This is a genomic window from Micromonospora salmantinae, from assembly GCF_022230905.1.
Lineage (GTDB): Bacteria > Actinomycetota > Actinomycetes > Mycobacteriales > Micromonosporaceae > Micromonospora > Micromonospora salmantinae.
Map to the genome: position 1 here is coordinate 11,495 of NZ_JAKKFG010000009.1, position 25,205 is coordinate 36,699.

At 72.6% G+C, this 25,205-nt stretch carries 24 protein-coding genes; 22 read left to right on the top strand and 2 right to left on the bottom strand.

The window, feature by feature from the left end; genetic code table 11:
- The first annotated feature begins 80 nt into the window (after positions 1-80).
- The 11 genes from PSH03_RS07815 to PSH03_RS07865 all read left to right on the top strand — a co-directional run bounded on the left by PSH03_RS07815 (position 81) and on the right by PSH03_RS07865 (position 11,416).
- Complete coding sequence (locus PSH03_RS07815) at positions 81-599, top strand: acyltransferase (protein WP_181518689.1); 519 nt, start codon at positions 81-83, stop codon at positions 597-599.
- Positions 592-2,190, top strand: a complete 1,599-nt coding sequence (locus PSH03_RS07820; protein ID WP_210786818.1) for a GumC domain-containing protein — start codon at positions 592-594, stop codon at positions 2,188-2,190. Before PSH03_RS07815 ends, PSH03_RS07820 begins: the two co-directional genes overlap by 8 nt.
- 53 nt (positions 2,191-2,243) lie before the next feature.
- The gene (locus PSH03_RS07825; protein WP_238688696.1) at positions 2,244-3,551 is read left to right on the top strand and encodes an O-antigen ligase family protein; all 1,308 of its coding nucleotides are present in this window, start codon (positions 2,244-2,246) and stop codon (positions 3,549-3,551) included.
- 71 nt (positions 3,552-3,622) lie between these two features.
- Entirely contained in the window at positions 3,623-5,185 is a 1,563-nt protein-coding gene (locus tag PSH03_RS07830) for a lipopolysaccharide biosynthesis protein (protein ID WP_238688697.1), read from the top strand.
- A gap of 8 nt (positions 5,186-5,193) precedes the next feature.
- Complete coding sequence (locus PSH03_RS07835; protein WP_238688698.1) at positions 5,194-6,096, top strand: sulfotransferase domain-containing protein; 903 nt, start codon at positions 5,194-5,196, stop codon at positions 6,094-6,096.
- The gene (locus PSH03_RS07840; protein ID WP_238688685.1) at positions 6,093-7,355 is read left to right on the top strand and encodes a hypothetical protein; all 1,263 of its coding nucleotides are present in this window, start codon (positions 6,093-6,095) and stop codon (positions 7,353-7,355) included. Before PSH03_RS07835 ends, PSH03_RS07840 begins: the two co-directional genes overlap by 4 nt.
- A 214-nt stretch (positions 7,356-7,569) precedes the next feature.
- Positions 7,570-8,049: a glycosyltransferase family 28 protein gene (locus tag PSH03_RS07845; protein ID WP_210787514.1), complete on the top strand. Its 480-nt coding sequence runs from the start codon at positions 7,570-7,572 to the stop codon at positions 8,047-8,049.
- Complete coding sequence (locus PSH03_RS07850) at positions 8,046-8,720, top strand: glycosyltransferase (protein WP_210787515.1); 675 nt, start codon at positions 8,046-8,048, stop codon at positions 8,718-8,720. The genes PSH03_RS07845 and PSH03_RS07850 overlap by 4 nt, the downstream gene beginning before the upstream one ends.
- Positions 8,717-9,640 (top strand): glycosyltransferase family 2 protein, encoded by a 924-nt coding sequence (locus PSH03_RS07855; protein ID WP_238688686.1) that lies wholly within the window; start codon positions 8,717-8,719, stop codon positions 9,638-9,640. The genes PSH03_RS07850 and PSH03_RS07855 overlap by 4 nt, the downstream gene beginning before the upstream one ends.
- 94 nt (positions 9,641-9,734) lie before the next feature.
- Positions 9,735-10,913, top strand: a complete 1,179-nt coding sequence (aroC, locus tag PSH03_RS07860; RefSeq protein ID WP_210787517.1) for a chorismate synthase — start codon at positions 9,735-9,737, stop codon at positions 10,911-10,913.
- Positions 10,913-11,416 carry a shikimate kinase gene (locus PSH03_RS07865; protein ID WP_210787518.1) on the top strand — a complete coding sequence of 168 codons (504 nt, stop codon included), beginning with the start codon at positions 10,913-10,915 and terminating at the stop codon, positions 11,414-11,416. The genes aroC and PSH03_RS07865 overlap by 1 nt, the downstream gene beginning before the upstream one ends.
- Positions 11,417-11,518: 102 nt before the next feature.
- On the opposite strand, the gene PSH03_RS07870 is transcribed toward PSH03_RS07865, so the two are convergent.
- Entirely contained in the window at positions 11,519-12,247 is a 729-nt protein-coding gene (locus tag PSH03_RS07870; RefSeq protein WP_238688687.1) for an alpha/beta fold hydrolase, read from the bottom strand.
- Between the two features lie 79 nt (positions 12,248-12,326).
- Here PSH03_RS07870 and PSH03_RS07875 point away from each other — a divergent pair, with 79 nt between their 5' ends.
- From PSH03_RS07875 to nusB, 5 genes are all read left to right on the top strand, one after another.
- Positions 12,327-13,325, top strand: coding sequence for a helix-turn-helix transcriptional regulator (locus PSH03_RS07875; protein WP_238688688.1), 999 nt, complete (start codon positions 12,327-12,329; stop codon positions 13,323-13,325).
- Between the two features lie 10 nt (positions 13,326-13,335).
- The gene (aroB, locus tag PSH03_RS07880) at positions 13,336-14,412 is read left to right on the top strand and encodes a 3-dehydroquinate synthase (protein WP_238688689.1); all 1,077 of its coding nucleotides are present in this window, start codon (positions 13,336-13,338) and stop codon (positions 14,410-14,412) included.
- Positions 14,409-14,834 (top strand): type II 3-dehydroquinate dehydratase, encoded by a 426-nt coding sequence (aroQ, locus tag PSH03_RS07885; RefSeq protein WP_210785459.1) that lies wholly within the window; start codon positions 14,409-14,411, stop codon positions 14,832-14,834. The genes aroB and aroQ overlap by 4 nt, the downstream gene beginning before the upstream one ends.
- 98 nt (positions 14,835-14,932) lie before the next feature.
- Positions 14,933-15,490 (top strand): elongation factor P, encoded by a 558-nt coding sequence (gene efp, locus PSH03_RS07890; protein ID WP_007458344.1) that lies wholly within the window; start codon positions 14,933-14,935, stop codon positions 15,488-15,490.
- Between the two features lie 23 nt (positions 15,491-15,513).
- Positions 15,514-15,924 carry a transcription antitermination factor NusB gene (gene nusB, locus PSH03_RS07895; protein ID WP_184188983.1) on the top strand — a complete coding sequence of 137 codons (411 nt, stop codon included), beginning with the start codon at positions 15,514-15,516 and terminating at the stop codon, positions 15,922-15,924.
- Positions 15,925-16,015: 91 nt separating this feature from the next.
- Here the strand turns inward: nusB and bldD are convergent, their stop codons facing one another.
- Positions 16,016-16,504, bottom strand: coding sequence for a transcriptional regulator BldD (bldD, locus tag PSH03_RS07900; RefSeq protein WP_007458348.1), 489 nt, complete (start codon positions 16,502-16,504; stop codon positions 16,016-16,018).
- Between the two features lie 288 nt (positions 16,505-16,792).
- Here bldD and pyrR point away from each other — a divergent pair, with 288 nt between their 5' ends.
- The 6 genes from pyrR to PSH03_RS07930 are packed head-to-tail and all read left to right on the top strand — an operon-like array spanning position 16,793 to position 25,120.
- The gene (pyrR, locus tag PSH03_RS07905; RefSeq protein WP_210785458.1) at positions 16,793-17,377 is read left to right on the top strand and encodes a bifunctional pyr operon transcriptional regulator/uracil phosphoribosyltransferase PyrR; all 585 of its coding nucleotides are present in this window, start codon (positions 16,793-16,795) and stop codon (positions 17,375-17,377) included.
- Complete coding sequence (locus tag PSH03_RS07910) at positions 17,374-18,300, top strand: aspartate carbamoyltransferase catalytic subunit (RefSeq protein ID WP_091401900.1); 927 nt, start codon at positions 17,374-17,376, stop codon at positions 18,298-18,300. Before pyrR ends, PSH03_RS07910 begins: the two co-directional genes overlap by 4 nt.
- Positions 18,297-19,574, top strand: a complete 1,278-nt coding sequence (locus PSH03_RS07915; protein ID WP_210785457.1) for a dihydroorotase — start codon at positions 18,297-18,299, stop codon at positions 19,572-19,574. The genes PSH03_RS07910 and PSH03_RS07915 overlap by 4 nt, the downstream gene beginning before the upstream one ends.
- Positions 19,574-20,737, top strand: coding sequence for a glutamine-hydrolyzing carbamoyl-phosphate synthase small subunit (gene carA, locus PSH03_RS07920; protein ID WP_238688690.1), 1,164 nt, complete (start codon positions 19,574-19,576; stop codon positions 20,735-20,737). The genes PSH03_RS07915 and carA overlap by 1 nt, the downstream gene beginning before the upstream one ends.
- Positions 20,730-24,077, top strand: coding sequence for a carbamoyl-phosphate synthase large subunit (gene carB, locus PSH03_RS07925; protein WP_238688691.1), 3,348 nt, complete (start codon positions 20,730-20,732; stop codon positions 24,075-24,077). The genes carA and carB overlap by 8 nt, the downstream gene beginning before the upstream one ends.
- Positions 24,074-25,120: a quinone-dependent dihydroorotate dehydrogenase gene (locus PSH03_RS07930; RefSeq protein ID WP_238688692.1), complete on the top strand. Its 1,047-nt coding sequence runs from the start codon at positions 24,074-24,076 to the stop codon at positions 25,118-25,120. Before carB ends, PSH03_RS07930 begins: the two co-directional genes overlap by 4 nt.
- Positions 25,121-25,205 lie beyond the last annotated feature (85 nt).

The window sequence follows — 25,205 nt, forward strand, 5'->3', positions numbered from 1 at the left end:
GGTGGCGGTACCCACCGCCGCCGGCCCGCGACGGTGGGGGAGGGTCGTTGCTCGGCGCCGCTGGCATCCGAACGAGACGCGTGGTGCGTCTGGTCTTCGCGGTCAAACGCGGCTGGTATCAGCTCCGTTACCGACGGTTGACACTCGGTCGGGACGTGGAGATCCGTGGCCGGATCCGGTTACGGCGCGGTGTGCGGGTGACCATCGGTGACCGCACCCGCTTGAACAAACTCGTCCGCTTCGCCGGCCCCGGCGAGGTGCGCGTCGGCGCGGACTGTCTGCTCAACGCCACCTGGATCGGCACCTGGACGTCGGTCACAGTGGGGGACCGGTGCCTCCTTTCGGACTGCGAGTTGCTCGACAACGACTTCCACAACCTGCCCCCCGAGCAGCGCCACGCACCGCCCGGCCCGCTCACCCGTGCCCCGATCGTTCTCGAGGACAACGTCTGGGTCGGTGCGCACGCCCTGGTCCTGAAGGGCGTGCGGGTCGGTCGGGACAGCGTCGTCGGCGCGGCGACGGTGGTCCGCACGGACGTACCACCCGGCGTCGTGGTCGTCGGTAATCCTCAACAGACGGTGAAGAAGTTCCATGACTGATGCAGCGCCCGCCCCCTGGCCGACGGACGGCCCGTCCTCCGGCACCTCGCGTGCCGTGACACTGACCGACCTGCTGCGGGTGCCGATGCACCGGATGCGGTTGGTGGCGGCGGTCGCGATGGTCGGTCTGCTCGCCGCGCTCGGCTATGTGCTACTGGTGCCGGCAGCGTTGTCCGCGAGCGCCGTGGTCGCGGTCCGGCCGGTGGTGACCGACGCCTTCACCCCCAGCGGCGCGGGCGCCGACCGCGCGGTCAACATGAACGTGGAGAGCGGCATCGCCACCGGCACCGAGGTGGTGCAGCGGCTCGCCGACTCGGCCGGCGGCGACCCGCGGGACATCCGTGACGCGCTCGAGGTCGAAGTGCCCACCGGGGGGCAGATCCTGCGCTTCACCTACCAGGCGGGCGAGGCGCACCGGGCCGTGCAGAGCGCCAACATGGCCGCCGAGGCATACCTGAGCGTGCGCCGGGCCATGTACGAGCAGCAGCGCGCCGAGATGCTGCGCTCCTACGACGCCAGCATCACCAAGGTCGCCGCCCAGCAGACCGCTTTGCAGAAGCGGGCGAACACCGCCAAGGACACCGCCGCCGGTGACGCGCTGGTCGCCGAGCTGGCCGGAATCAACAACCAGCTCACCCAGCTCAACGCCGCCCGTACCGAGATCGCGGCTGTCGACGTCAACCCCGGCTGGGTCACCCAGACCGCCGAGAAGGCGCTGGTCACCTCCGCCGGGCACCGGCCGCTCTACCTGGTCGCCGGCCTGCTCGGTGGCGCGCTGATCGGCATCGTGCTGGCGTACCTCTGGGAGTCGACCGACCGGCGGGTCCGCTCGGTCGCCGACGGCCGGGAGGCCTCCGGGCTTCCACTGCTCGGCACCGTACGCCGGCCGGGGTTCCGGGGTAGCCCCCGGGCGGTCGACGCCGACGTCCGGTACGTGGCGATGGCGGTCGCCGAGCGGGTCCGGCAGCCGGCCCGGGTGGCGCTGGTCACCGCCCGGGAGGACGCCACAGTGCTCACCGCCGGGCTCGCCGTGGCGCTCGCCGTGGACGGCCGGGAGGTCTTCGTCGCCGACGACAGCGGACGGATCGAGCGGCTACGGGCCACCGTTCTCGCCGACCGGGGGCGGCTGCCCATCGACCCGTCGCGGCCGCTGGTGCCCAAGCCCCGGCCGGCCGGCAGCACACCGGCCGCCGGTGCCGCCACGGAGAGCACGCCCGCCCGTCGGCCCTCCCCGCACCCGCCCGGCGCCCGCCCGTCCACCGACCCCGATGCCACCCTGACGCTGCCGAGGGTGTCGTCCGCCCGTCCGGAGAACAGTCGCGTCGTCACCCCCGACGAGGTTGTCGTGGGTGTGGGCAGTGTCCGGTTCGGCACCTGGCGGCAGGGCGCCGACCACGGCCTGGTCCTGTTCAACGCCCCGCCGGCCGAGTCCGACGAGCGTGGCGTGGCAGTGGCCCGGCAGGGCAGCGCGGTGGTGGTCGTGGAGCGGGACCGCACCCGGCAGAGTGACCTGCGACGCCTGGTGGAGCGGCTGCGCGCCGCCGGGGTCACCCCGTTGGGCTTCGTGCTCACCCGAAACGGTCGGGCCTGAGCGTGTCGGTGACCCGCGCCCCGGCGACCGAACCACCACCCGGAGGCGCTCCGCTGGAGGCCGCCCCGGTGCCGCCGTCCGCCCCGCCGCAACTGCCGCTCTGGCCGCTGTCGATGATGTTCGGCCTGGTGCCGCTGTGGTGGCTGTTCGGTGCGTTCTACCTCGGCTGGCCGCTGCTGGGTGCGCTGCTGCTCGCGTTGCTGCTCACCCGGGGGCGCGTGCCGCTGCCACCGGCGGCCGGCATCTGGCTGCTCTTCCTCGCCATCGTGGTGGTCAGCGCCACCCAGTTGTCGTCGCCGGCCTCGCTGCTCACGTTCGCCCTGCGGCTGGCCTTCTACCTGACCGCGCTGGTGGTCGGCGTCTACGTCTACGCGGCCGCCCGGGAACGCGCCAGCCTGGTGGCGGTGCTCACCCCGCTCTGCGCGTTCTGGTTCGGGCTGGTGGCGCTGGGCTGGCTCGGGGTGCTCGTGCCCCGGCTGGCCATGACGACCCCGATGGAGGTGCTGCTGCCCGGCGGGGTGGCCGGCACCCCGTTCATTCAGGACATGGTGCACCTCACCACCGCTGAGTACAGCGCCCGTTCGCTCAACCCGATCTATCGGCCGGCCGCGCCGTTCGCGTACACGAACAACTACGGCAGCGCGTACGCGATGACCCTGCCCTGCGTGGTGGCCTTCGCGATGCTGCGCCGGCAGGGGCTGCTGCGCTGGGCGCTGCTGGCGTCGCTGCCGCTGTCGCTGGCGCCGGCGTTCCTCACCCTCAACCGGGCGATGTTCCTCAGCCTCGGCGCCGGGTTGGCGGTGCTCGGGGTGCGGGCCAGCCTGCGCGGCAACATCCGGGTGGCCGCGTCCATCGTCGGGGTCGTGGTGATCGGCGGGTTGGCCACGCTGTTCATCCCGATCACCGAGCTGATCAGCAGACGGGTCGACTCCAGCGACACCAACACCGACCGGCTCTCGCTCTACACCGAGGTGATCCGCCGGGTGCAGGAGTCGCCCTGGTTGGGCTACGGCGCTCCGGTGAACGTCGACACCGTGTCGGCGGCCGCGCCGATCGGCACCCAGGGGCAGTTGTGGATGGTGCTGTTCAGCCACGGCGTACCCGCGCTCATCTGTTTCCTGGCGTGGTTCGTCGCCGCCGCGGTGATCTGCGCGCGGGCGACGTCGGCGGCCGGGCAGTGGCTGGCGGTGGTGCCGGTGGTCTGCCTCGTGCAGGTCCCGTTCTACGGCATGGCCAACCAGAACCTGGCGGTCGCGTTCTTCGCGGTGGCCTTCGCGATGGCGCTGACCGAACGCGAACGGCTGACCCGGTTGGCCGGGTCGTCGCCGACGCCCGCGCGGACCGCGCCGGTGCCCGCGTGACCGCCGCGACCCGACCGTCGGCCGGTGCCGACGAGGGCCGGCCGACGCCCAGCCCCGCAGAGGATCAGGCCGTGCCGTCGCCCGTCGGGGACACCGGCTCGGCCGAGACCCGCCGCAGCGCGCGCAGCGGCGTGGCCGGACTGCTCGGCGCGGCCACCAGCGGCTTGTTCGGGTTCGTGCTGGCGGTCGTGATCACCCGAAGCTACGGCCCGGCCGGCGCGGGAGCGTTCTTCGCCGCGATCGGGGTCGTCACCGTGGCCACCGCGATCTGCACGCTCGGCGCGGAGACCGGTCTGATGTGGGCGCTGCCCCGCCGCAGCGCCGGCGCGCGCGGTGACGCCGCCCGGGTGCTCCCGGTGGCGCTGATCCCGCCGCTGCTGACCGGGCTGCTGGTCGCCGGCGCGGGCGTGCTGGCCGCCGACGCCCTTGCGCCCCGGCTGCTGCGCGGCTCCGGCACGAGCGGCGACGCCTTGCTCACCGTCACGTTCGCCGCGGTGCCGGTGGTGGTCGCGATGACCCTGCTGCTGGCCACGCTGCGCTGCGTGCGGCCGATCCGGGCGTACGTCGGGGTGCAGTTCCTGCTGCTGCCGGTCGCCCGCCCGGTGCTGGTCGGCGCGGCCGCGTTGGCGGGCGGTGGCCTGCTCGCCGGCATGACCGGCTGGTTGGTGCCGGCCGCGCTGGCGCTGCTGGCCTGTCTCACCCTCGTCGCCGGCCCGCTCGGTCTGGGCCGGGGCGCGACGCTGCGTCCGCACCGCGCCGACTGGTCCACGTTCTGGCGCTTCGCGTTGCCCCGGGCCGCCTCGGCGGCCATCGACGCCGGCAGCATGTGGGTGGGTGTGCTGCTCACCTCGGTGCTGGCCGGGCCGGCGGACGCCGGTGTGTTCGGCGCCGTCGGCCGGTACGTGCTGGCCGGTCAGCTGGCCATGCAGGGGCTGCGGGTGGCGGTGTCGCCGCAGCTGTCCCGGCTACTCGGGCGGGGCGAGCGGGCCGCGGCGGCGGCCGTGCACCGGCAGTTGACCACCTGGGGGCTGGTGCTGTCCTGGCCGGTGTACCTGCTGCTGGCGGTCTTCGCGCTGGCCTTCCTTCAGCTGTTCGGGCCGGAGTTCACCGCCGGTGTGCCGGCGATGACTGTGCTCGCGCTGGCGATGCTGGTCAACACCGGAGTGGGCAACGTGCAGAGCCTGCTGCTGATGGGCGGGCGCAGCGGGCTGCACCTGGTCGCCACAGTGGCCGGGTTGACGGTGACCGTCTCGCTGGGTCTCTGGCTGATCCCCCGCTACGGCGCGACGGGCGCGGCGGTTGCCTGGGCGGCCGGCATCGCCACCGAGAACCTCACCGCCGCCGGGTTCGCCCGGTCGGTGGTTCGGGAGCCGCTGTTCGACGCCGCGATGGTGCGTGCCGCGGGGGCCACGATCGCCGGTGTGGGCCTGGCCGCCGGGGCCGGCGTGCTGGTCGGCGGTCGCGGCCTGCCCGGCCTGGCGGTGGCGTTGGCGGTGCTGCTGACCGGCTGCGTCGGCATGTTGACGTTGCCCCGGGTGCGCGCCGGCATCCGGGGGACCATGAGGCAGATCCGTGGAGGGGACAGCGCGGCCACGGCCGCCGAGCCCACCTCGGCATCGACGAGAGGTAGGTGAGGTTCGTCGTGGTGTCCATCCGTGACCGGGTCAAGCAGTTGGTTCCGACCCAGGTGACCACCCGGGTGAAGGAGTCGCTCGTCGACTACGGCGTTCGCACCAGCGACCGCCGGCCGCTGCCGGACTTCCTGATCATCGGAACCAAACGGGGTGGCACCACCTCCCTGTGGAACTACCTCATCCAGCACCCGTTGGTGCCCCGGCTCTTTCCCGCGTGGAACACCAAGTCGGCGCACTACTTCGAGGAGCACTGGGGTCGCGGCGAAGCCTGGTACCGCTCGCATTTCCCGACCGAGCGGCAGCGCGAGGCCCTGGCCAAGCGGCACGGCGGGCCGGTCCGGGTCGGTGAGGCCGCCCCGCTGTACATGTTCCACCCGCTCGCCGCGCAGCGGGTCGCCGCGCTGATGCCGTCGGTGAAGCTCATCGTGCTGCTGCGGGACCCGGTGGAGCGGGCGTACTCGCACTGGAAGGAACGCCGCACCCACGGCATCGAACCACTGGACTTCGCCGCCGCGCTGGCGGCCGAGCCGGAACGTACGGCGGGGGAGCGGGAGCGGTTGATCGCCGAGCCGGAGGCGTTCAGCGAGCCGTACGACTGGTACACGTACCGGGCCCGGGGGCGTTACCTGGAGCACCTGGAGCCGTGGCTGGAGCGTTTCGCCCGGGAGCAGATCCTCTTCCTGCCCAGCGAGGACCTGTACCGCGACTCGCGGGCGACCTACCGACGGACCCTGGACTTCCTCGGTCTGCCGGCGTACGACCTGCCCAACTTCAAGGTCTACAACGATCGGCGCTCGGCACCGCTGGAGCCGAGCGTGCGCGCTGAGCTGACCGACTACTACCGGCCGTACAACGACGCGTTGCGTCAACGGCTCGGGCTGGACCTCGACTGGGCGGACCGGGCGGCGTGACGACCCGGGTGGGCCCGGCCACCGACCCGCGTTCACGGGTGGACGGCCTGGGTTGGGTGAGCCGCGCGGTCTTCCCGGACGACCGGGTCGGTCTGACAGTGGCCGGCGCCCCGCCGGCCGGTCACCAGACGGTGGCCCGGTACGCGGTGGTGCCGTCGGTCGCGCGGGCCCGGTTCCTGGTGCCGTTGGGCGCACCCCGGGCCGGGGCGGCGTCGCTGTTGGCGTACAACGCCCTGCGGCCACCGAAGGTGCGCGCGCTGCGGGCGGTGCTCGGTGGGCTGGCCCGGTTCGGTCGGGTGGGGCTCGCGCCCTTTCCCACGTTGACCGTCTCGGTGCCGGCCGGGGTGCCGGCCGCGGAGCTGTTGCTGAGCGAGCGGCTCTCCGCCGACCTGGGTGACACGCCGCTGCTGGCCGCGTTCGGGGTCCGCCCACCCGACCCGAACGGCAAGCCCACCCTGCAACTCTTCAGTGCCGACGGGCGTCCGCGCGGCTACGCGAAGATCGGCTGGAACGACGCGACCCGTGCGTTGGTCAGCGCGGAGGCGGCGGCGCTGCGGGCGTTGCGCGAGGTGGTCGGTGTCGCCGACCACCCGACGCCGCCGCGGCTGCTCACCGAGACGTCGTGGGCCGGCCAGGTGGTCGCGGTGATCGAGCCGTTGCCCCCGGCGGTACGCGGTGTGCCGGTGGACGACCCGCCCCGGATCGCGGCGCTGCTCGCGGTCGCCCGGCGCGGTCGCCCGGCGGGCACACCTCGACCGCTGGTCGACTCGGCCTTCCTGCGCCGGCTGGCCGATCAGGCCGGCCGGGCCGCCGCGACCGAGCCGGCCGGCGCGCGGGCGCTCGCCGCGGTCTCGGCGTTGGCCCGCCGGCATGGCGACACCAGCGTCGAGTTCGGTCACTGGCATGGTGACTGGGTGCCGTGGAATCTGGGCTGGCACGCCGGTCGGTTGGTCGCCTGGGACTGGGAGCACAGCGGGCCGGACGTGCCGGTCGGCTTCGACCTGGCGCACGACGCGTTCCAGCGGGCCCTCGTGCTGCGCGGGGAGCCGGCCGACGCCGCCGCGTCGGCAGTGGACGGATATCTGAGCCGGCACGGCGAGCGGCTCGGTCTCGACGCCGCGCAGCGTCGGCTCGTCGCCGACGCGTACCTGGTGGAGATGTGGTTGCGGACGTGGCGGCTGGCCGACGCGGGCGCGGGCTGGAACGCCGCCCTGCATCCCGCACTCTTGGACGTCATCGAGAAAAGACATAGCGGCTGATCTGGAGGAATCGCGGCGGCGACGGAGCGCCGCAGAGTGACGACATAATCGCAGGTGGTGATGACGATCGATGGACCTCGGACGTTCGGTGCACCGCACCGCCCGTTGTGGAGATCGTCATCTCGGCCGGTCGCGCTATTCAACGACCGGGAATCGTGTGATCTGCTTCTGCCTGGCGTGAACTGAAATTCCAAGCGAACTTGTGGGGAGTCGCGTGGACGCGAACAACGACGACAGTGGGGCGCCGGTGCTGCTGCTGGTCGGCTCCAGCGGCGGCCATCTGGCCCAACTACTGGCCCTGCGGCCCTGGTACGAACAGCGGCGGCGCTGCTGGGTCACCTTCGACACCCCGGAGGCGGTGTCGCTGCTGGCCGGCGAGGACCTGGTGCCGGCGCACCACCCGACCACCCGCAACGTGCCGAACCTGCTGCGCAACGCGTTGCTGGCCTGGCGGGTGCTGCGGGCCCGGCGGGTCGCCGCCGTGGTCACCACCGGCGCGGGGGTGGCGGTGCCGTTCGTGGTGCTGGCCCGGCTGCGGCGCATCCCGACCGTCTACATCGAGGTGTACGACCGGATCGACACCCCGACGTTGACCGCTCGGCTCTGCCGGCCATTCCTGTCCGCGATGCTCGTGCAGTGGGACGAGCAGCGCCGGCAGTACCCCGAGGCGACAGTCGTCGGGACGCTGCTGTGACCGGGGAGACGGGCACCGCCCGGCGTCCGCAACCCCGACCGGCCACCGAGGCGGCCCGCCTGCCGCGCCAGCGCGACAGCTCGGCGGTCGCCCAGCTCCGACTGCTGGTCGCTGTGGGCACCGACAAGCACCCCTTCGACCGGCTCGTCGACTGGTTGGCGCAGTGGCACGCGCACGCCTCCGGCCCGATCGGGCTGACCATGCAGCACGGGCACACCAACGCGCCCCAGCTGAGCGGCGCGGTGCCGTTCCTCGGCCACGACGCGTTGCAACAGGCGATGATCGATGCGGACCTGGTGGTCTGTCACGGTGGCCCGGCGACCATTCTGGAGGCCCGCCGGCACGGCCACCTGCCCATCGTGGTGCCCCGCGATCCGGCTCGCGGTGAGCACGTCGACAACCATCAGCTCCTCTTCGCCCGCCGGCTCGGCGCCGCCGGGCTGGTGGCGCTCTGCGAGACCCGGGAGGCCCTGCACGACGCGTTGGCCGCCGGGGTGGCCGACCCGTCCCGGTACGCGGTGGCCGCCGACCCGGAGGCACACGAGGTACGACGGGCGGCGGTGGCCCGGGTCGGGCAGATCGTCGACGACCTGGTGGCCCGTTCGACCCCGCGCCCACCCCGGTGGCGGGCCTGGTCCCGGCCGCGCCCGGGTACGGAGGAGATTCGATGACCCAGCAGCCGACCGTCAGCGTCGTGGTGCCCACCCGGGACCGCCCCGAGCTGCTGCGGGCCGCGGTGCGCGCGATCCTGGCACAGGACTACCCGGGCGTGATCGAGGCCGTCGTGGTGTTCGACCAGTCCGCGCCGGACGAGTCGCTGACCGAGCTGGGGAGCGGCCCGGCCCGCGTGGTGCGGGTGATCCGCAACGCGCGTACCCCCGGGTTGGCCGGTGCGCGCAACAGCGGCACCCTCGCGGCGGAGGGCGAGCTGGTCGCGTTCTGCGACGACGACGACGAGTGGCTGCCCGGCAAGCTGGCCGCCCAGGTCGACGCGCTGGCCGCCGACCCGGCCGCCGAGTTCGTCTGCTGCGGCATCCGGGTCAACTACGACGGGCACACCGTCGACCGGGTGCTCGGCAAGGACCGGATCACCCTGGACGACCTGCTACGCGACCGGATGACGGAGCTGCACCCGTCGACGTTCCTGATCCGCGCCACCGCGTTGCGCGACGGGTTCGGGCTGGTCGACGAGGAGATCCCGGGCAGCTACGCGGAGGACTACGAGTTCCTGCTGCGGGCCGCGCGCAGCGCGCCTCTGATCAACCTGCGGACGCCGTCGGTGCTGGTCCGCTGGCACAAGCGCTCGTATTTCGCGCAGCGCTGGGACACCATCTCCGAGGCGTTGCAGTGGTTGCTGCGGCGCTACCCGGAGTTCGCCAGTCAACCGGCCGGCGAGGCCCGGGTGTCCGGGCAGATCGCGTTCGCCCAGGCTGCCTCCGGCGACCGCCGGGGCGCGTTGCGCTGGGCCCGGCGCACCCTGCGGAGCAACCCCCGCGAGCCGCGCGCCTACCTGGCCCTCGCCGTCGCCGGTCGGGTGGTCCGGGCCGACGCGGTGCTGCGCACCCTGCACAAGCGCGGTCGGGGGATCTGAGCCGCCGCCCGCGTGAGCGGGCGGCGGCGTCCGCTGGGCGGGACGCGACGGGGAGTGCGCCGGGTCGGTGGCCCGCCGTGACAGACTGACCGCTGTGTTGCGCTGGTTGACTGCAGGTGAATCGCACGGTCCCGCCCTCGTCGCGATGTTGGAGGGGGTGCCGGCCGGCATTGAGGTGACCACCACCGAGATCGCCGACGAGCTGGCCCGTCGACGGCTGGGCTACGGGCGGGGTGCCCGGATGGCGTTCGAGCGCGACGAGGTCGAGCTGCTCGGCGGCCTGCGGCACGGCGTCACCCTGGGCAGCCCGGTGGCGATCCGGGTCGGCAACTCCGAGTGGCCGAAGTGGCAGACCGTGATGGCCGCCGACCCGGTCGACCCCGACGAGCTGGCCCGGCAGGCCCGCAACGCCCCGCTGACCCGCCCCCGGCCGGGCCACGCGGACCTGGCCGGCATGCAGAAGTACGGCCACACCGACGCCCGGCCGATCCTGGAGCGCGCCAGCGCGCGGGAGACCGCCGCCCGGGTGGCCGTCGGGACGGTCGCCAAGGCGCTGATCCGCCAGGCGCTCGGCATCGAGATCGTCTCGCACGTCGTCGAGCTGGGCCCGGTGGCCGCGAAGCCCGGGCTGCGTCCCCTGCCGTCCGACACGGCCCGGATCGACGCCGACCCGCTGCGCTGCCTCGACCCGGAGGCCAGTGCCCTGATGGTCGCCGAGGTCGATGCCGCGAAGAAGGCCGCCGACACCCTCGGCGGCGTGGTCGAGGTGCTGGCGTACGGGGTGCCACCGGGGCTGGGCAGTCACGTGCAGTGGGACCGCAAGCTCGACGCCCGGCTGGCCACCGCGCTGATGTCCATTCAGGCGATCAAGGGTGTGGAGATCGGCGACGGCTGGCAGCAGGCGCGCTCCCGCGGCTCCGAGGCGCACGACGAGATCATCCCGTCGGCCACCGGCGTTCGCCGGGTCACCGACCGGGCCGGCGGGCTGGAGGGTGGCATCACCACCGGGGAGCCACTGCGGGTCCGTGCCGCGATGAAGCCGATCTCCTCGCTGAACCGGGCGCTGGCCACCGTGGACGTCACCACCGGCGAGCCGGCCACCGCGATCAACCAGCGCTCCGACGTCTGCGCGGTGCCCGCCGCGGCGGTGGTCGCCGAGGCGATGGTGGCGCTGGTGCTGGCCGAGGCGGCCACCGAGAAGTTCGGCGGAGACTCGATCGCCGAGATCCGCCGCAATCTGGCCGGGTACCTCGACGCGCTGGTCATCCGCTGATGGCGCCGGTCGTCGTGCTGGTCGGCGCGCCCGGCTGCGGCAAGACCACAGTCGGCCGGGCGCTCGCCGCCACCCTCGGCGTGGAGTTCCGCGACACCGACACCGACATCGAGCAGATGGCCGGGAAGCCGATCCCGGAGATCTTCATCGACGAGGGCGAGGCGCACTTCCGTACCCTGGAGCGCGCCGCCGTGGCCGCGGCGCTGGCCGGCGGCACGGGCGTGCTCGCCCTCGGCGGCGGCGCGGTGCTGGCCGAGGAGACCCGGGCGGCCCTGATCGGGCACCGGGTGGTGCACCTCTCGGTCGAGTTGCCCGACGCGGTGCGCCGGGTCGGGCTCGGCGCCGGCCGGCCGCTGCTGGCGATCAACCCACGGGCCACCCTCAAGCACCTGCTGGACCAACGCCGGCCGCTCTACGCCGAGGTCGCCACCGAGACGGTGGTCACCGACGGCCGGGCCCCGGCGCAGGTGGTCGCCGACGTCGCCGCCCTGCTCCCGCGCTGACGCGGACCTGTCGCGCCGATCTTGCACTTACTGTCCCGACGTAGGGGGCATTTCACCCCATCTCGGCAACCGAAACTGCAAGATCGGCGCGGTGGGTGGTCCTCAGGTGCGGGCGATCAGGTCGAGGACGTCGGCCAGTGCCTTCGGCTCGCTGAGCATCGGCCAGTGCCCGGTGGGCAGCTCATGCAGTTGACCGTCGGCCAGGCCGGTGAAGAACGGATGCTCCTGTTGGATCATCTGCCGCACCACGTCCAGCGGGAAGGTGCTGGCGACCAGCGCCGTCGGCACCGGGCGCCCACCGGTGCGTCGGACCGGGTCGGTGGCGGCCCGCAGCGGCTGCGGGGTGGCCCGGGTACGCAGCAGCGCGAGCGTCGGCTCGTCCAGGCCGGCCAGGTTGGTCGGGTCGGCGGCCGGGTCCCAGGCCGGCGGCGGCAGCAGGTGCCCGGCTCCGATCGCTGCCCGCAGCCGCTGCTGCTCCTCCGGCGGCAGCGTGTCGAACTGCGCCGTGCCGTCCGGCAACGGTCCGCTCTCCACGTAGACGATCCGGGCGATCCGGCCGGGGATGCGGTCCACCGCCTGGGCGGCCGGCATCCCGCCGCCGGAGTGCCCGACCAGCAGGACGTCGCGCAGGTCCTCGACCTCGATGAGTCGGACGATGTCGGTGGTGTGCGTGTCCAGGCTGACCTCCGGCCCGGCGAGGTGGTCGCGTTCGGCCACCCCGGTCAGCGTCATCGGATAGACCTCGTGCCCCTGCGACCGCAGCGCGACGGTCACGTCCCGCCACGCCCAGGCACCCAACCAGAACCCCGGCACCAGCACGAATGTCGCCATCTGTGGCTCCTTCTCTCGGTTACCGACAGACCGTACGATCTATTCCGGACAGGATCCGCCCGGTTTGAAGGAGTGGCCCGTGTCACACCCCGCGGGGCGGGTGCTGGCCCTGCTCGAACTGCTGCAGACCCGGCACCGGTCCACGGCCGCCGAACTCGCCGGCCACCTCGGTGTGGACGAGCGGACCGTCCGCCGGTACGCGACCACGCTCGTCGAGCTGGGCATTCCCGTCACCGCCGACCGGGGCCGCTACGGCGGCTACCGGCTGCACTCCGGTTACCAGCTGCCGCCGCTGATGCTCACCGACGACGAGGCGGTGGCCGTGCTGCTCGGCCTCGTCGTCGCCGAACGGGTCGGGCTCGCCACCGAGCAGCCGGCCACCGCCACCGCGCTGGCGAAGATCCGCCGGGTGCTGCCGGCCGCGCTCGCCGACCGGCTCGCCGCCATCCAGGAGCACCTGGGCTTCACCCTGCGTCGTCCGGAACCGGAGCGTGGACCGGCGTCCGGCACCCTGCTCGCGCTGGCCTCGGCAACCCGGCACCGGCAGCGGGTGGCGCTTGACTACCGCTCCTGGCGGGGCGAGCAGTCGCACCGCGAGCTCGACCCGTACGGGCTGGTCTTCCACGCCGGCCGCTGGTATGTCACCGGCCACGACCACCGGCGCGGGGAGATCCGCACCTTCCGACTGGACCGGATCGGCGCGGTGACGCCCGGCGTGGGGACGTTCACAGTGCCGGACGGCTTCGAAGCGGTGACCTGGGTGACCCGGTCGCTCGCCGGTGTGCCGTACACGCACGAGGTGGAGGTCGTGCTGGAGACCGACCTGGTCGCCGCCCGCCGCCGCATCCCGCCCAGCGTGGCCGAGTTGACCGCCACCACCGACGGGGTGCTGCTGCGGGCCCGAGCGGAGAGCCTGCCCGGGATGGCGGCGCTGCTGGCCGGGCTGGGGTGTCCGTTCACAGTGCGGCATCCGGACGCGCTGCGCGCCGCGGTGGCCGAACACGCCCGCCGGCTGGCGGACTGGGCCGCTCGGCCAGCAGGTGGACAGCCGCCCTCGCCGCGCCGCCCGCTGGACTAGGCTGCCGGCGATGGACGAGGTGACCCGAATTCCGGTCGGCGGCGAGCGGCCGTACGACGTCTTAGTGGGACGTGACCTGCTGGGCGCGCTGCCGGGCCTGCTGCCCGGCGCGACCCGGGTCGCGGTGCTGCACGCGCCTCCGCTCAAGGCCCTCGCGGACGCGCTCGGCGAACGCCTGCGCGCTGCCGGCGTCGAGCCGCTGCCGATCGAGGTGCCCGACGCCGAGTCGGGAAAGCACATCGAGGTGGCCGCCTCCTGCTGGGACCGGCTCGGAGCGGCCGGCTTCACCCGCACCGACGCGGTGGTCGGGGTGGGCGGCGGCGCGGTGACCGACCTGGCCGGCTTCGTCGCGGCCTGCTGGTTGCGGGGTGTGCGCTGGGTGCCGGTGGCGACCTCGCTGCTGGGCATGGTCGACGCCGCGGTCGGCGGCAAGACGGGCATCAACACGGCCGCCGGCAAGAACCTGGTGGGCGCGTTCCACCCGCCGGTCGGGGTGTTGGCCGACCTGGCCACTCTGGACAGCCTGCCCGCTGTCGACCTGGCTGCCGGGTTGGCCGAGGTCGTCAAGTGCGGCTTCATCGCCGACCCGACGATCCTGGATCTCATCGAGAACGACCCGGAGGCCGCCACCGACCCCCGAGGGCCGGTGAGCCGGGAGCTGATCGAGCGGGCCATCCGGGTCAAGGCCGACGTGGTCGCCGGCGACCTGCGCGAGTCGGGCCTGCGGGAGGTGCTCAACTACGGGCACACCCTGGCCCACGCCATCGAGCAGAACGAGGGCTACCGCTGGCGGCACGGCCACGCCGTCGCCGTCGGACTGGTGTACGCGGCCACGCTGGCCCGGCTCGCCGGGCGGCTGGACGCGCCGACCGCCGACCGACACCGGGTCACGCTGAGCGTGCTGGGCCTGCCGGTGAGCTACCCGGCCGACGCCTGGCCGCAGCTGTTGGCCGCGATGCGGGTGGACAAGAAGACCCGGGGCAGTCGGCTGCGCTTCGTGGTGCTCGACGGGCTGGCCCGCCCGACGATGTTGGAGGGCCCCGACGACGCGTTGCTGGAGGCCGCCTACCGGGAGGTGGGCTCGTGAAGGTCTACGTCTTGAACGGGCCGAACCTGGGCCGGCTGGGCACCCGCGAGCCCGACGTGTACGGCGCGACCACCTACGCGGACCTGGTGGCGCTCTGCGAGAGCACCGGTCGGGAGCTGGGGCTGGCGGTGACGGTCCGGCAGACCGACGCGGAGCACGAGCTGCTGGGCTGGCTGCACACGGCGGCCGACGAGGGCGCCGCTGTCGTGCTCAACCCGGCCGCCTGGTCGCACTACTCGTACGCGGTGCGGGACGCCTGCGCCATGCTGCGGGGGCCGCTGGTGGAGGTGCACATCTCCAACATCCACACCCGCGAGGAGTTCCGGCACCACTCGGTGGTCTCGGCGGTGGCGACCGGGGTGATCTGCGGTCTCGGTATCGACGGCTATCGTCTCGCTCTGCACCATCTGGCCACCCGCTGAAGGCCCACCGACTGGGCGCTCCGAACGGGGGGCCGTCCGATTCGACGCAGCTTGTAGACTTGCCAGGTCTGTCCGCCAATTGATGATCAAGGCAGGAAATGGCCTCCACCAACGACCTCAAAAACGGCCTGGTACTCAACCTGGACGGCGAGCTCTGGGCCGTCGTCGAGTTCCAGCACGTCAAGCCCGGTAAGGGTGGTGCCTTCGTGCGCACCACGCTGAAGAACGTGCTGTCCGGGAAGGTGGTCGACAAGACCTTCAACGCGGGCACCAAGGTCGAAACCGCGACCGTTGACAAGCGCACGATGCAGTACCTGTACGCCGACGGTGAGGACTTCGTCTTCATGGATCTGGAGACCTTCGACCAGATCACCGTGCCCGGTGGCACCGTCGGTGAGGCAGCCAACTACCTGCTGCCCGAGGCGGAGGCGACCGTCGCCCAGCACGAGGGTGTGCCGCTCTACATCGAGCTGCCCACCAGCGTCGTGCTGGAGGTCACCTACACGGAGCCGGGCCTGCAGGGCGACCGTTCGACCGGCGGCACCAAGCCGGCGACCGTGGAGACCGGCGCCACAGTGCCGGTTCCGCTGTTCATCACCACCGGCGAGAAGATCAAGGTCGACACCCGCGACGGCCGTTACCTCGGCCGCGCCTGATGGCTGAGGGTTCCAAGCAGCAGATGCCGGCGCGCCGCAAGGCGCGCAAGCGGGCGCTGGATGTCCTTTACGAGGCCGACCTGCGGGACAAGCCTCCGGTGGAGGTGCTCGCCGGCTACGTGCAGCGGATCGAGCAGCCCCGACCGGAGCACCTCGGCTACGCGGTGGGCCTGGTCGAGGGGGTTGCCGAGCACCTCAACCGGATCGACGAGCTGATCGCCAGCTACGCCGAGGGTTGGACGCTGGAGCGGATGCCGGTCGTCGACCGTAATCTGGCCCGGATCGCCGTCTACGAGTTGCTCTACGTCGACGAGATCGACGACGCGGTGGCGATCAGCGAGGCCGTGGAGCTGGCTCGGCAGATGTCGACCGACGACTCGCCGCGCTTCCTCAACGGGGTGCTCGGCCGGATCGCCGAGTACGCCACCCGCTGAGCGTCCGCACCGAACACCGCACATCCGAAAGGGCCCGTGCCAGCTGGCACGGGCCCTTTCGGTGGAGCGGCAGATCAGGTGGAGCGGCAGATCAGGAGGCGAAGAACGCCCGGGGGTCGGCCACCAGCACGCCGTGCTCGGTGAGCCGCTCGATCAGGCCCGACGGTGAGGCGTCGTAGACGATCGCGAGCGCCCGCAGGTCGTCGGCGCGGATGGAGAGCACCCGGCCGTTGTAGTCGCCGCGCTGCTGCTGGATGGCGCGGGCGTAGCGGGCAACGTAGGCCAGGTCCTCGGAGGCCTCGTCGTAGAGCCGCTCCAGGTCCAGGACAATCTTGCTGGTGGGCTCGTGACGGACGCCACTGCCGTCAGGCAGCAGCTCCGAGACGGGTACGCGGTAGAACTCGGCCAACTCGGCCAGACGGGACACCGTCACGGCCCGGTCGCCACGCTCGTACGAGCCGACCACCACGGCCTTCCACCGCCCGTTCGACTTCTCCTCCACACCCTGCAGGGAGAGACCCTGCTGCTGGCGGATGGAGCGCAGGCGGGCGCCCAGAGACTTGGCGTATTCAGAGGGCATTCGGACACTCCCAGTGCTGCTCGGGGTTCTCCCGTCGATCGCTACGGAGCGTGACGGTACGGGGAATGCGACACGTGGTCAAGTGGTCGTGCCCCTACCGTTGCGGAGCGTCCGGGGAGTTTTCCCCTTTTCCGGTACCTGACCCGGTGGTCAGCGGCCGCCGTCCATCACCCCGGTGACCACTGGTAACGTGGCGGAAGCCCCGGCCCAGGTCTGCTGAGCGGTCCGGCCGGAGGTGCCCGACATCCTTTAACGACCCGTCCCGTGAGGCGGGGAAGGAGGTCCGCCGTGGCATACCCACCGGCTGCCCGCTCGTCACCACCGCAACAACCCTCGGTGAAGGTGATCCTCGCCAGCGCCGACGTGCAACGCGTGGTCGACCGCATCGCACACCAGATCCTGGAGAAGACCCAGGGCGCCGCCAACACGGTGCTGCTCGGGATTCCCACCCGGGGCACCCCCCTCGCCCGGCGACTCGCCGACCGGATCAGCACCTTCGAGGACGTCGCCGTTCCGGTCGGTGTGCTCGACATCACCCTGTACCGCGACGACCTCCGTCGGCACGCCACCCGCGCGGTGGGTCCGACCGAGCTGCCCCCCGGGGGGATCGACGGCAAGCGGGTCATCCTGGTCGACGACGTGCTCTTCTCCGGCCGCACCGTCCGGGCCGCGCTCGACGCGCTCAACGACGTGGGCCGCCCGGCCTCGGTGCAGCTCGCCGTCCTGGTCGACCGGGGCCACCGGGAGTTGCCGATCCGCGCCGACTACGTCGGCAAGAACATCCCGACCTCGCTCGCCGAGAGCGTCAAGGTGACGCTCGCGGAGATCGACGGGACGGACGAGGTCAAGCTCTACGGGGGGACCGCCTCATGATCAAGCATCTGCTCTCCGGCGGTGACCTGGACGCCGACACCGCCACCGAGATCCTGGACACCGCCGCCGAGATGGCCACCGTCGCCGGCCGGGAGATCAAGAAGCTTCCCGCGCTGCGCGGACGGACCGTGGTGAACCTCTTCTACGAGGACTCCACGCGGACCCGGATCTCCTTCGAGGCGGCGGCGAAGCGGCTCAGCGCCGACGTGATCAACTTTTCCGCGAAGGGGTCCAGCGTCACCAAGGGTGAGAGCCTGAAGGACACCGCGTTGACCCTGCAGGCCATGGGCGCGGACGCCGTCGTCATCCGACACCCCGCCTCCGGCGCGCCGCACCGCCTGGCCAACTGGGTGGACGGGTCGGTCGTCAACGCCGGCGACGGCACCCACGAGCACCCCACCCAGGCGCTGCTGGACGCGTACACCATGCGGGCCCGGCTGGGCCGGCTCGCCGGCCTGTCGGTCGCGGTGGTCGGGGACGTGCTGCACTCCCGGGTGGCCCGCTCCAACGTGCTGCTGCTGTCCACCCTCGGCGCCAAGGTCACCCTGGTCGGCCCGCCGACCCTCATCCCGGTCGACATCGCGGGCGCCCTCGCGCCCGGCACCGACGTCTCCTACGACCTCGACTCCGTCCTGCCGAACGTGGACGTGGTGATGATGCTGCGCGTGCAGCGGGAGCGGATGAACGACTCCTACTTCCCCTCCGCGCGCGAGTACGCCCGCCGCTACGGGCTGGATGGCCCGCGGATGCGCCGGCTGCCCGAGCACGCGATCGTCATGCACCCCGGCCCGATGAACCGGGGGATGGAGATCACCCCCGAGGTCGCCGACTCACCCCGCTCCACCATCGTCGAACAGGTCACCAACGGGGTCTCCGTGCGGATGGCTGTCCTTTACCTGCTGCTCGGAGGGAACAACCGGTGACCGCGTACCTGATCACCAGCGTGAGTGTCGTCGGCGCCGCGCCGACCGACCTGCTGATCCGCGACGGCGTGATCGCCGAGGTCGGTGCCGGCCTGACCGCGCCGGACGCCACAGTCGTCGACGGCACCGGCCTGGTCGCCCTGCCCGGCCTCGTCGACCTGCACACCCACCTGCGCGAGCCCGGTCGGGAGGACGCCGAGACCGTCGAGTCCGGTTCCCGGGCGGCGGCGCTGGGCGGCTACACGGCGGTCTGCGCGATGGCCAACACCTCCCCGGTGGCGGACACCGCCGGCGTTGTCGAGCAGGTCTGGCGCCTCGGCCGCGAGGCCGGCCTGGTCGACGTGCAGCCGATCGGCGCGGTCACCGTCGGGCTGGCCGGCGAGCGGCTGGCCGAGCTGGGCGCGATGGCCGACTCCGCGGCCCGGGTACGGATCTTCTCCGACGACGGGCACTGCGTCGCCGACCCGAAGTTGATGCGCCGAGCCCTGGAGTACGTCAAGGCGTTCGACGGGATCATCGCCCAGCACGCCGAGGAGCCCCGGCTCACCGAGGGCGCCCAGATGCACGAGGGCGAGGTCTCCACCCGGCTCGGCCTGATCGGCTGGCCGGCGGTCGCCGAGGAGGCGATCATCGCCCGGGACGTGCTGCTCGCCGAGCACGTGGGCAGCCGACTGCACGTCTGCCACGTCTCCACCGCCGGCAGCGTCGAGGTGCTGCGTCAGGCAAAGGCGCGCGGGGTACGCGTGACCGCCGAGGTCACCCCGCACCACCTGCTGCTCACCGACGAACGGGCGGAAACCTACGACCCGGTCTACAAGGTGAACCCGCCGCTGCGCACCGCCGCGGACATCGCCGCGCTGCGTGCCGCCCTCGCCGACGGGGTGATCGACGTGATCGCCACCGACCACGCCCCGCACGCGGTGGAGGACAAGGAGTGCGAGTGGGCGTACGCCCGACCGGGGATGCTCGGTCTGGAGACGGCCCTCTCCATCGCGCTGGACGTGCTCGGCCCCGAGTGGGACCTGATCGCCGAGCGGATGTCGCGCACCCCCGCACGGATCGCCGGCCTCACCGGGCACGGCGTCGACCCCGCGCCGGGTGTCCCGGCCAACCTGACCCTGATCGACCCGGCCGCCCACCGCACCATCGAGCCGGCGGAGCTGGCCAGTCGCAGTCGCAACACCCCGTACGCCCGCATGACGCTGCCAGGTCGCATCGTGGCGACCTTCCTGCGTGGCGAGCCGACGGTCCTGGACGGAAAGGCTGTCAAGTAATGGTCAAGCGCAGACCGGCAATCCTGGTGCTGGAGGACGGGCGCACGTTCCCCGGCGAGGCGTACGGCAGCGTCGGGGAGACCTTCGGCGAGGCGGTCTTCAACACCGGCATGACCGGTTACCAGGAGACCCTCACCGACCCGTCCTACCACCGTCAGGTGGTGGTGCAGACCGCGCCGCACATCGGCAACACCGGCGTCAACGGCGAGGACGACGAGTCCGGTCGGATCTGGGTGGCCGGCTACGTCGTACGCGACCCGGCCCGGATCGGCTCGAACTGGCGGGCCACCGGCGGTCTCGAGGACCGCCTCGCCACCGAGGGCGTGGTGGGCATCAGCGGGGTGGACACCCGGGCGCTGACCCGGCACCTGCGCGAGCGGGGCGCCATGCGGGTGGGCATCTCCAGCATCGACAACGACCCGCAGAGCCTGCTGGCCCGGGTCCGCCAGGCGCCGCAGATGGTCGGCGCGGACCTGTCCGCCGAGGTGAGCACCGCCGAGCCGTACGTCGTCGAGGCCCTGGGCGAGCACCGGTTCACGGTGGCCGCCCTGGACCTGGGCATCAAGCGCAACGTGCCGCGTCGGCTGGCCACCCGTGGGGTGACCACCCATGTGCTGCCGGCGTCGTCGAGCATCGACCAGATGCTCGCCACCGGCGCCGACGCGATCTTCCTGTCGCCGGGCCCGGGCGACCCGGCCACCGCCGACGCCCCGGTGGAGCTGGCCCGGGAGGCGCTGCGGCGGGAGGTGCCGCTGTTCGGCATCTGCTTCGGTAGCCAGATCCTCGGTCGGGCGCTCGGCTTCGGCACCTACAAGCTGGGCTACGGCCACCGGGGGATCAACCAGCCGGTGCTGGACCGGGTCACCGGCAAGGTCGAGGTGACCAGCCACAACCACGGCTTCGCGGTGCGGGTGCCCGGTGCGGGTGTCGGCGCGGTCGTCCCCGACCAGGTGATCGACACCGACTTCGGTGGCGTACGGGTGTCGCACGTCTGCCTCAATGACAACGTGGTCGAGGGGCTGCGGGCGGTGGACCTGCCCGCGTTCACCGTCCAGTACCACCCGGAGGCGGCGGCCGGTCCGCACGACGCGGACTACCTCTTCGACCGATTCGCCGACTTGATCGAAGGCCGGACCCACAGCAAGGGGCGCAGCAATGCCTAAGCGGACCGATCTCAAGCACATCCTCGTGATCGGCTCCGGGCCGATCGTCATCGGGCAGGCCTGCGAGTTCGACTACTCCGGCACCCAGGCGTGCCGGGTGCTGCGCAGCGAGGGGCTCCGGGTCAGCCTGGTCAACTCCAACCCGGCGACGATCATGACGGACCCGGAGTTCGCCGACGCGACGTACGTCGAGCCGATCACCCCGGAGTTCGTGGAGCTGGTCATCGCCAAGGAGCGCCCGGACGCGATCCTCGCGACCCTCGGCGGTCAGACCGCGCTGAACACGGCCGTCGCCCTGCACGAGGCCGGCGTTCTGGAGAAGTACGGCGTGGAGCTGATCGGCGCGAACATCGACGCCATCAACCGGGGCGAGGACCGGCAGCTGTTCAAGGAGATCGTGGCGAAGGCCGGCGTACGGCTGGGCGTCGACGACCCGACCGGGCTGGTGCCCCGTTCGCGGGTCTGCCACTCGATGGACGAGGTCGAGGCGACAGTCGCCGAGCTGGGCCTGCCGGTGGTGATCCGGCCGTCGTTCACCATGGGGGGCCTGGGCTCCGGCATGGCGCACACCCCGGAGGACCTGGCCCGTATCGCCGGCGACGGCCTGTCCGCCAGCCCGGTGCACGAGGTGCTCATCGAGGAGAGCGTGCTCGGCTGGAAGGAGTACGAGCTCGAGCTGATGCGCGACCGGCACGACAACGTGGTGGTGGTCTGCTCGATCGAGAACATCGACCCGATGGGTGTGCACACCGGCGACAGCGTCACAGTGGCTCCGGCCATGACGCTCACCGACCGGGAGTACCAGCGCCTGCGTGACCTGGGCATCGCCGTGCTGCGCGAGGTCGGGGTGGACACCGGCGGCTGCAACATCCAGTTCGCTGTCAACCCGGTCGACGGCCGGATCGTCGTGATCGAGATGAACCCCCGGGTGTCGCGGTCCTCGGCGCTGGCCTCCAAGGCGACCGGCTTCCCGATCGCGAAGATCGCCGCGAAGCTGGCCATCGGCTACACCCTCGACGAGATCCCCAACGACATCACCCTGAAGACCCCGGCGGCGTTCGAGCCGACCCTCGACTACGTGGTGGTGAAGATCCCCCGGTTCGCGTTCGAGAAGTTCCCCGGCGCCGACCCGGAGCTGACCACGACGATGAAGTCGGTGGGCGAGGCGATGAGCCTCGGGCGCAACTTCACCGAGGCGCTGAACAAGGCGATGCGCTCGATGGAGACCAAATCGGCCGGTTTCTGGAGTGTGCCGGACCCGGCCGGCGTCACCCTGGCGGACACTCTCGCGGCGCTGCGGATCCCGCACGACGGCCGGCTCTACACGGTGGAGCGGGCGCTGCGGCTCGGGGCGTCGATCGCCGAGGTGGCCGAGGCGTCCGGCGGCATCGACCCGTGGTTCCTGGACCAGATCGCCGCGCTGATCGAGCTGCGCGCCGAGATCGTCGACGCGCCGGTGCTCGACGCCGACCTGCTGCGTCGTGCCAAGCGGGCCGGTCTGTCCGACCGGCAGCTCGCCGCGCTGCGCCCGGAGCTGGCCGCCGAGGACGGCGTACGGACCCTGCGGCACCGCCTGGACGTGCGCCCGGTCTACAAGACGGTGGACACCTGCGCGGCCGAGTTCGAGGCGACCACGCCGTACCACTACTCGACGTACGACCTGGAGACCGAGGTCGTGCCGTCGGACCGGCCGAAGGTGCTGATCCTGGGCTCCGGCCCGAACCGGATCGGGCAGGGCATCGAGTTCGACTACTCCTGCGTGCACGCCGTGCAGGCGTTGCGCTCGGCCGGTTACGAGACCGTGATGGTCAACTGCAACCCGGAGACGGTCTCCACCGACTACGACACCGCCGACCGGCTCTACTTCGAGCCGTTGACCTTCGAGGACGTCCTGGAGGTCTGGCACGCCGAGGACTCGTCCGGTCGGGCGGCCGGCGGGCCGGGTGTGGTCGGGGTGGTCGTCCAACTCGGCGGGCAGACCCCGCTGGGGCTGGCGCAGCGGCTGAAGAACGCCGGTGTGCCGATCGTCGGCACCTCCCCGGAGTCGATCCACCTGGCCGAGGAGCGCGGCGCGTTCGGCGCGGTGCTGGCCCGCGCCGGACTGCGCGCGCCGGCGCACGGCATGGCCACCTCGTACGACGAGGCCAAGACGATCGCCGACGAGATCGGCTACCCGGTGCTGGTCCGGCCGTCGTACGTGCTGGGCGGGCGGGGCATGGAGATCGTCTACGACGACCCGACGCTGCGCGACTACATCGGTCGGGCCACCGACATCTCCCCGGACCACCCGGTGCTGGTGGACCGGTTCCTCGACGACGCCATCGAAATCGACGTGGACGCGCTGTGCGACGCCGACGGCGAGGTCTACATCGGCGGCGTGATGGAGCACATCGAGGAGGCGGGCATCCACTCCGGCGACTCGTCCTGCGCGCTCCCGCCGATCACCCTCGCGGGCTCGCACCTGGTCGAGGTCCGCCGCTACACCGAGGCCATCGCGCGTGGCGTCGGGGTCCGTGGCCTGCTCAACGTGCAGTACGCCCTCAAGGACGACGTGCTCTACGTGCTGGAGGCCAACCCGCGCGCGTCGCGGACCGTCCCGTTCGTCTCCAAGGCCACGGCGGTGCCGCTGGCCAAGGCGGCGGCCCGGATCGCGCTCGGGGCGAGCATCGCCGAGCTGCGTGCCGAGGGGCTGCTGCCGGCGACGGGGGACGGGGGCACGATGCCCGCCGACGCGCCGGTCGCGGTCAAGGAGGCGGTGCTGCCGTTCAAGCGTTTCCGGACCCGCGCGGGCAAGGGGATCGACTCGCTGCTCGGGCCGGAGATGAAGTCGACCGGCGAGGTGATGGGCATCGACACCAACTTCGGGCACGCCTTCGCCAAGAGCCAGTCGGCCGCGTACGGGTCGCTGCCGACCGCCGGGAAGATCTTCGTCTCGGTGGCCAACCGGGACAAGCGCGGCATGATCTTCCCGATCAAGCGGTTGGCCGATCTGGGCTTCGAGATCGTCGCCACCGCCGGCACGGCCGAGGTGCTGCGCCGGCACGGCATCGCCTGTGAGCAGATCCGTAAGCACTACCAGGCCGGTGCGGGCGATGACGCGGTGTCGCTGATCGGCGGCGGCCACGTGGCGCTGGTGATCAACACGCCGCAGGGCTCGGGTGCCAGCGCCCGCTCCGACGGTTATGAGATCCGCAGCGCGGCCGTCACCGCGGACATCCCCTGCATCACCACGGTCCCGGGCGCCGCCGCGGCGGTGATGGGCATCGAGGCGCGGATCCGCGGCGACATGCAGGTCCGCCCCCTGCAGGACCTGCACGCAATCCTGCGGGCGGCCCGGTGACACTGTTCGAGCAGGTGGTACGGCCGTGGTTGTTCCGGCTCGGGGGCGGGGACGCCGAGGCGGCGCACGAGTGGACGCTGCGGCGGTTGGCGGCCCTGTCTCGGCGGCCGGCCGCGCTCGCCGCGCTGCGGGCCCGGTACGCGGTCGACGCGCCGCGCACCGTGTTCGGGGTGCGGTTCCCCAACCCGGTCGGGTTGGCCGCCGGGATGGACAAGGACGGCGCGGCGCTGCCGGCCTGGCCGGCGCTCGGCTTCGGTTTCGTGGAGGTCGGCACTGTCACCGCGCACGCCCAGCCGGGCAACCCCCGGCCGCGGCTGTTCCGGCTGCCGTCCAGCGAGGCGGTGGTCAACCGGATGGGCTTCAACAACGCCGGGGCCGCCGCGCTGGCCGCCCGGTTGGCGGCACTGCCGCGCCCGCTCGGGGTGCCGCTGGGCATCTCGCTGGGCAAGTCCAAGGTGACCCCGCTGGACGAGGCGGTCGAGGACTATCTCGCCTCGTACCGGGCGCTGCGCGGGCACGGCGACTACTTCGCGGTGAACGTGTCCTCACCGAACACCCCGGGTCTGCGGTCGTTGCAGGACCGTGGCCACCTGGACGCGCTGCTCGGCGCGTTGGTGGGGGAGAAGCCGGTGCTGGTCAAGATCGCACCAGACCTGACCGAGGCGGCGATCGCCGAGCTGCTGGAGGTCTGCCTGGCCCGGGGTGCCGCCGGGGTGATCGCCACCAACACCACCCTGTCCCGGGACGGTCTCGCCGGCGTCGACGTCGAGCGTGGCGGGCAGGCCGGGGGCCTCTCCGGTCGGCCGCTCACCGGGCGGGCCCGCGACGTGGTCGCCTTCGTCCACTCCGAGACCGGCGGCCGGCTGCCGATCGTCGGCGTCGGCGGGGTGCTGGACCCGGACGACGCGGCGCGGATGTTCGATGCCGGCGCCGCCCTGGTGCAGCTCTACACCGGCTTCATCTACCGCGGACCGGCCCTGGTCCGCGCCGCCGCCCGCGCGGCGGCCGCAACGGCGGCACCGGACGCGGTCGCCGGCCGGTGACCGCGTCCGGCCCGGTGCCGGCCCGGCGCAACCGGGTGCCGAGCCCGCTCCGCGTCGAGGAGCACACGCCCGTTGTTGCCCCTTT

What these genes read in the sequence shown, in the direction of transcription:
- PSH03_RS07870 (WP_238688687.1), bottom strand. Translation starts at nt 12,247, where the DNA reads ATGGCGACATTCGTGCTGGTGCCGGGGTTCTGGTTGGGTGCCTGGGCG.
- PSH03_RS07855 (WP_238688686.1), top strand. Translation starts at nt 8,717, where the DNA reads ATGACCCAGCAGCCGACCGTCAGCGTCGTGGTGCCCACCCGGGACCGC.
- PSH03_RS07910 (WP_091401900.1), top strand. Translation starts at nt 17,374, where the DNA reads ATGATCAAGCATCTGCTCTCCGGCGGTGACCTGGACGCCGACACCGCC.
- carA (WP_238688690.1), top strand. Translation starts at nt 19,574, where the DNA reads ATGGTCAAGCGCAGACCGGCAATCCTGGTGCTGGAGGACGGGCGCACG.
- bldD (WP_007458348.1), bottom strand. Translation starts at nt 16,504, where the DNA reads ATGCCCTCTGAATACGCCAAGTCTCTGGGCGCCCGCCTGCGCTCCATC.
- PSH03_RS07865 (WP_210787518.1), top strand. Translation starts at nt 10,913, where the DNA reads ATGGCGCCGGTCGTCGTGCTGGTCGGCGCGCCCGGCTGCGGCAAGACC.
- efp (WP_007458344.1), top strand. Translation starts at nt 14,933, where the DNA reads ATGGCCTCCACCAACGACCTCAAAAACGGCCTGGTACTCAACCTGGAC.
- aroB (WP_238688689.1), top strand. Translation starts at nt 13,336, where the DNA reads ATGGACGAGGTGACCCGAATTCCGGTCGGCGGCGAGCGGCCGTACGAC.
- PSH03_RS07820 (WP_210786818.1), top strand. Translation starts at nt 592, where the DNA reads ATGACTGATGCAGCGCCCGCCCCCTGGCCGACGGACGGCCCGTCCTCC.
- nusB (WP_184188983.1), top strand. Translation starts at nt 15,514, where the DNA reads ATGCCGGCGCGCCGCAAGGCGCGCAAGCGGGCGCTGGATGTCCTTTAC.
- carB (WP_238688691.1), top strand. Translation starts at nt 20,730, where the DNA reads ATGCCTAAGCGGACCGATCTCAAGCACATCCTCGTGATCGGCTCCGGG.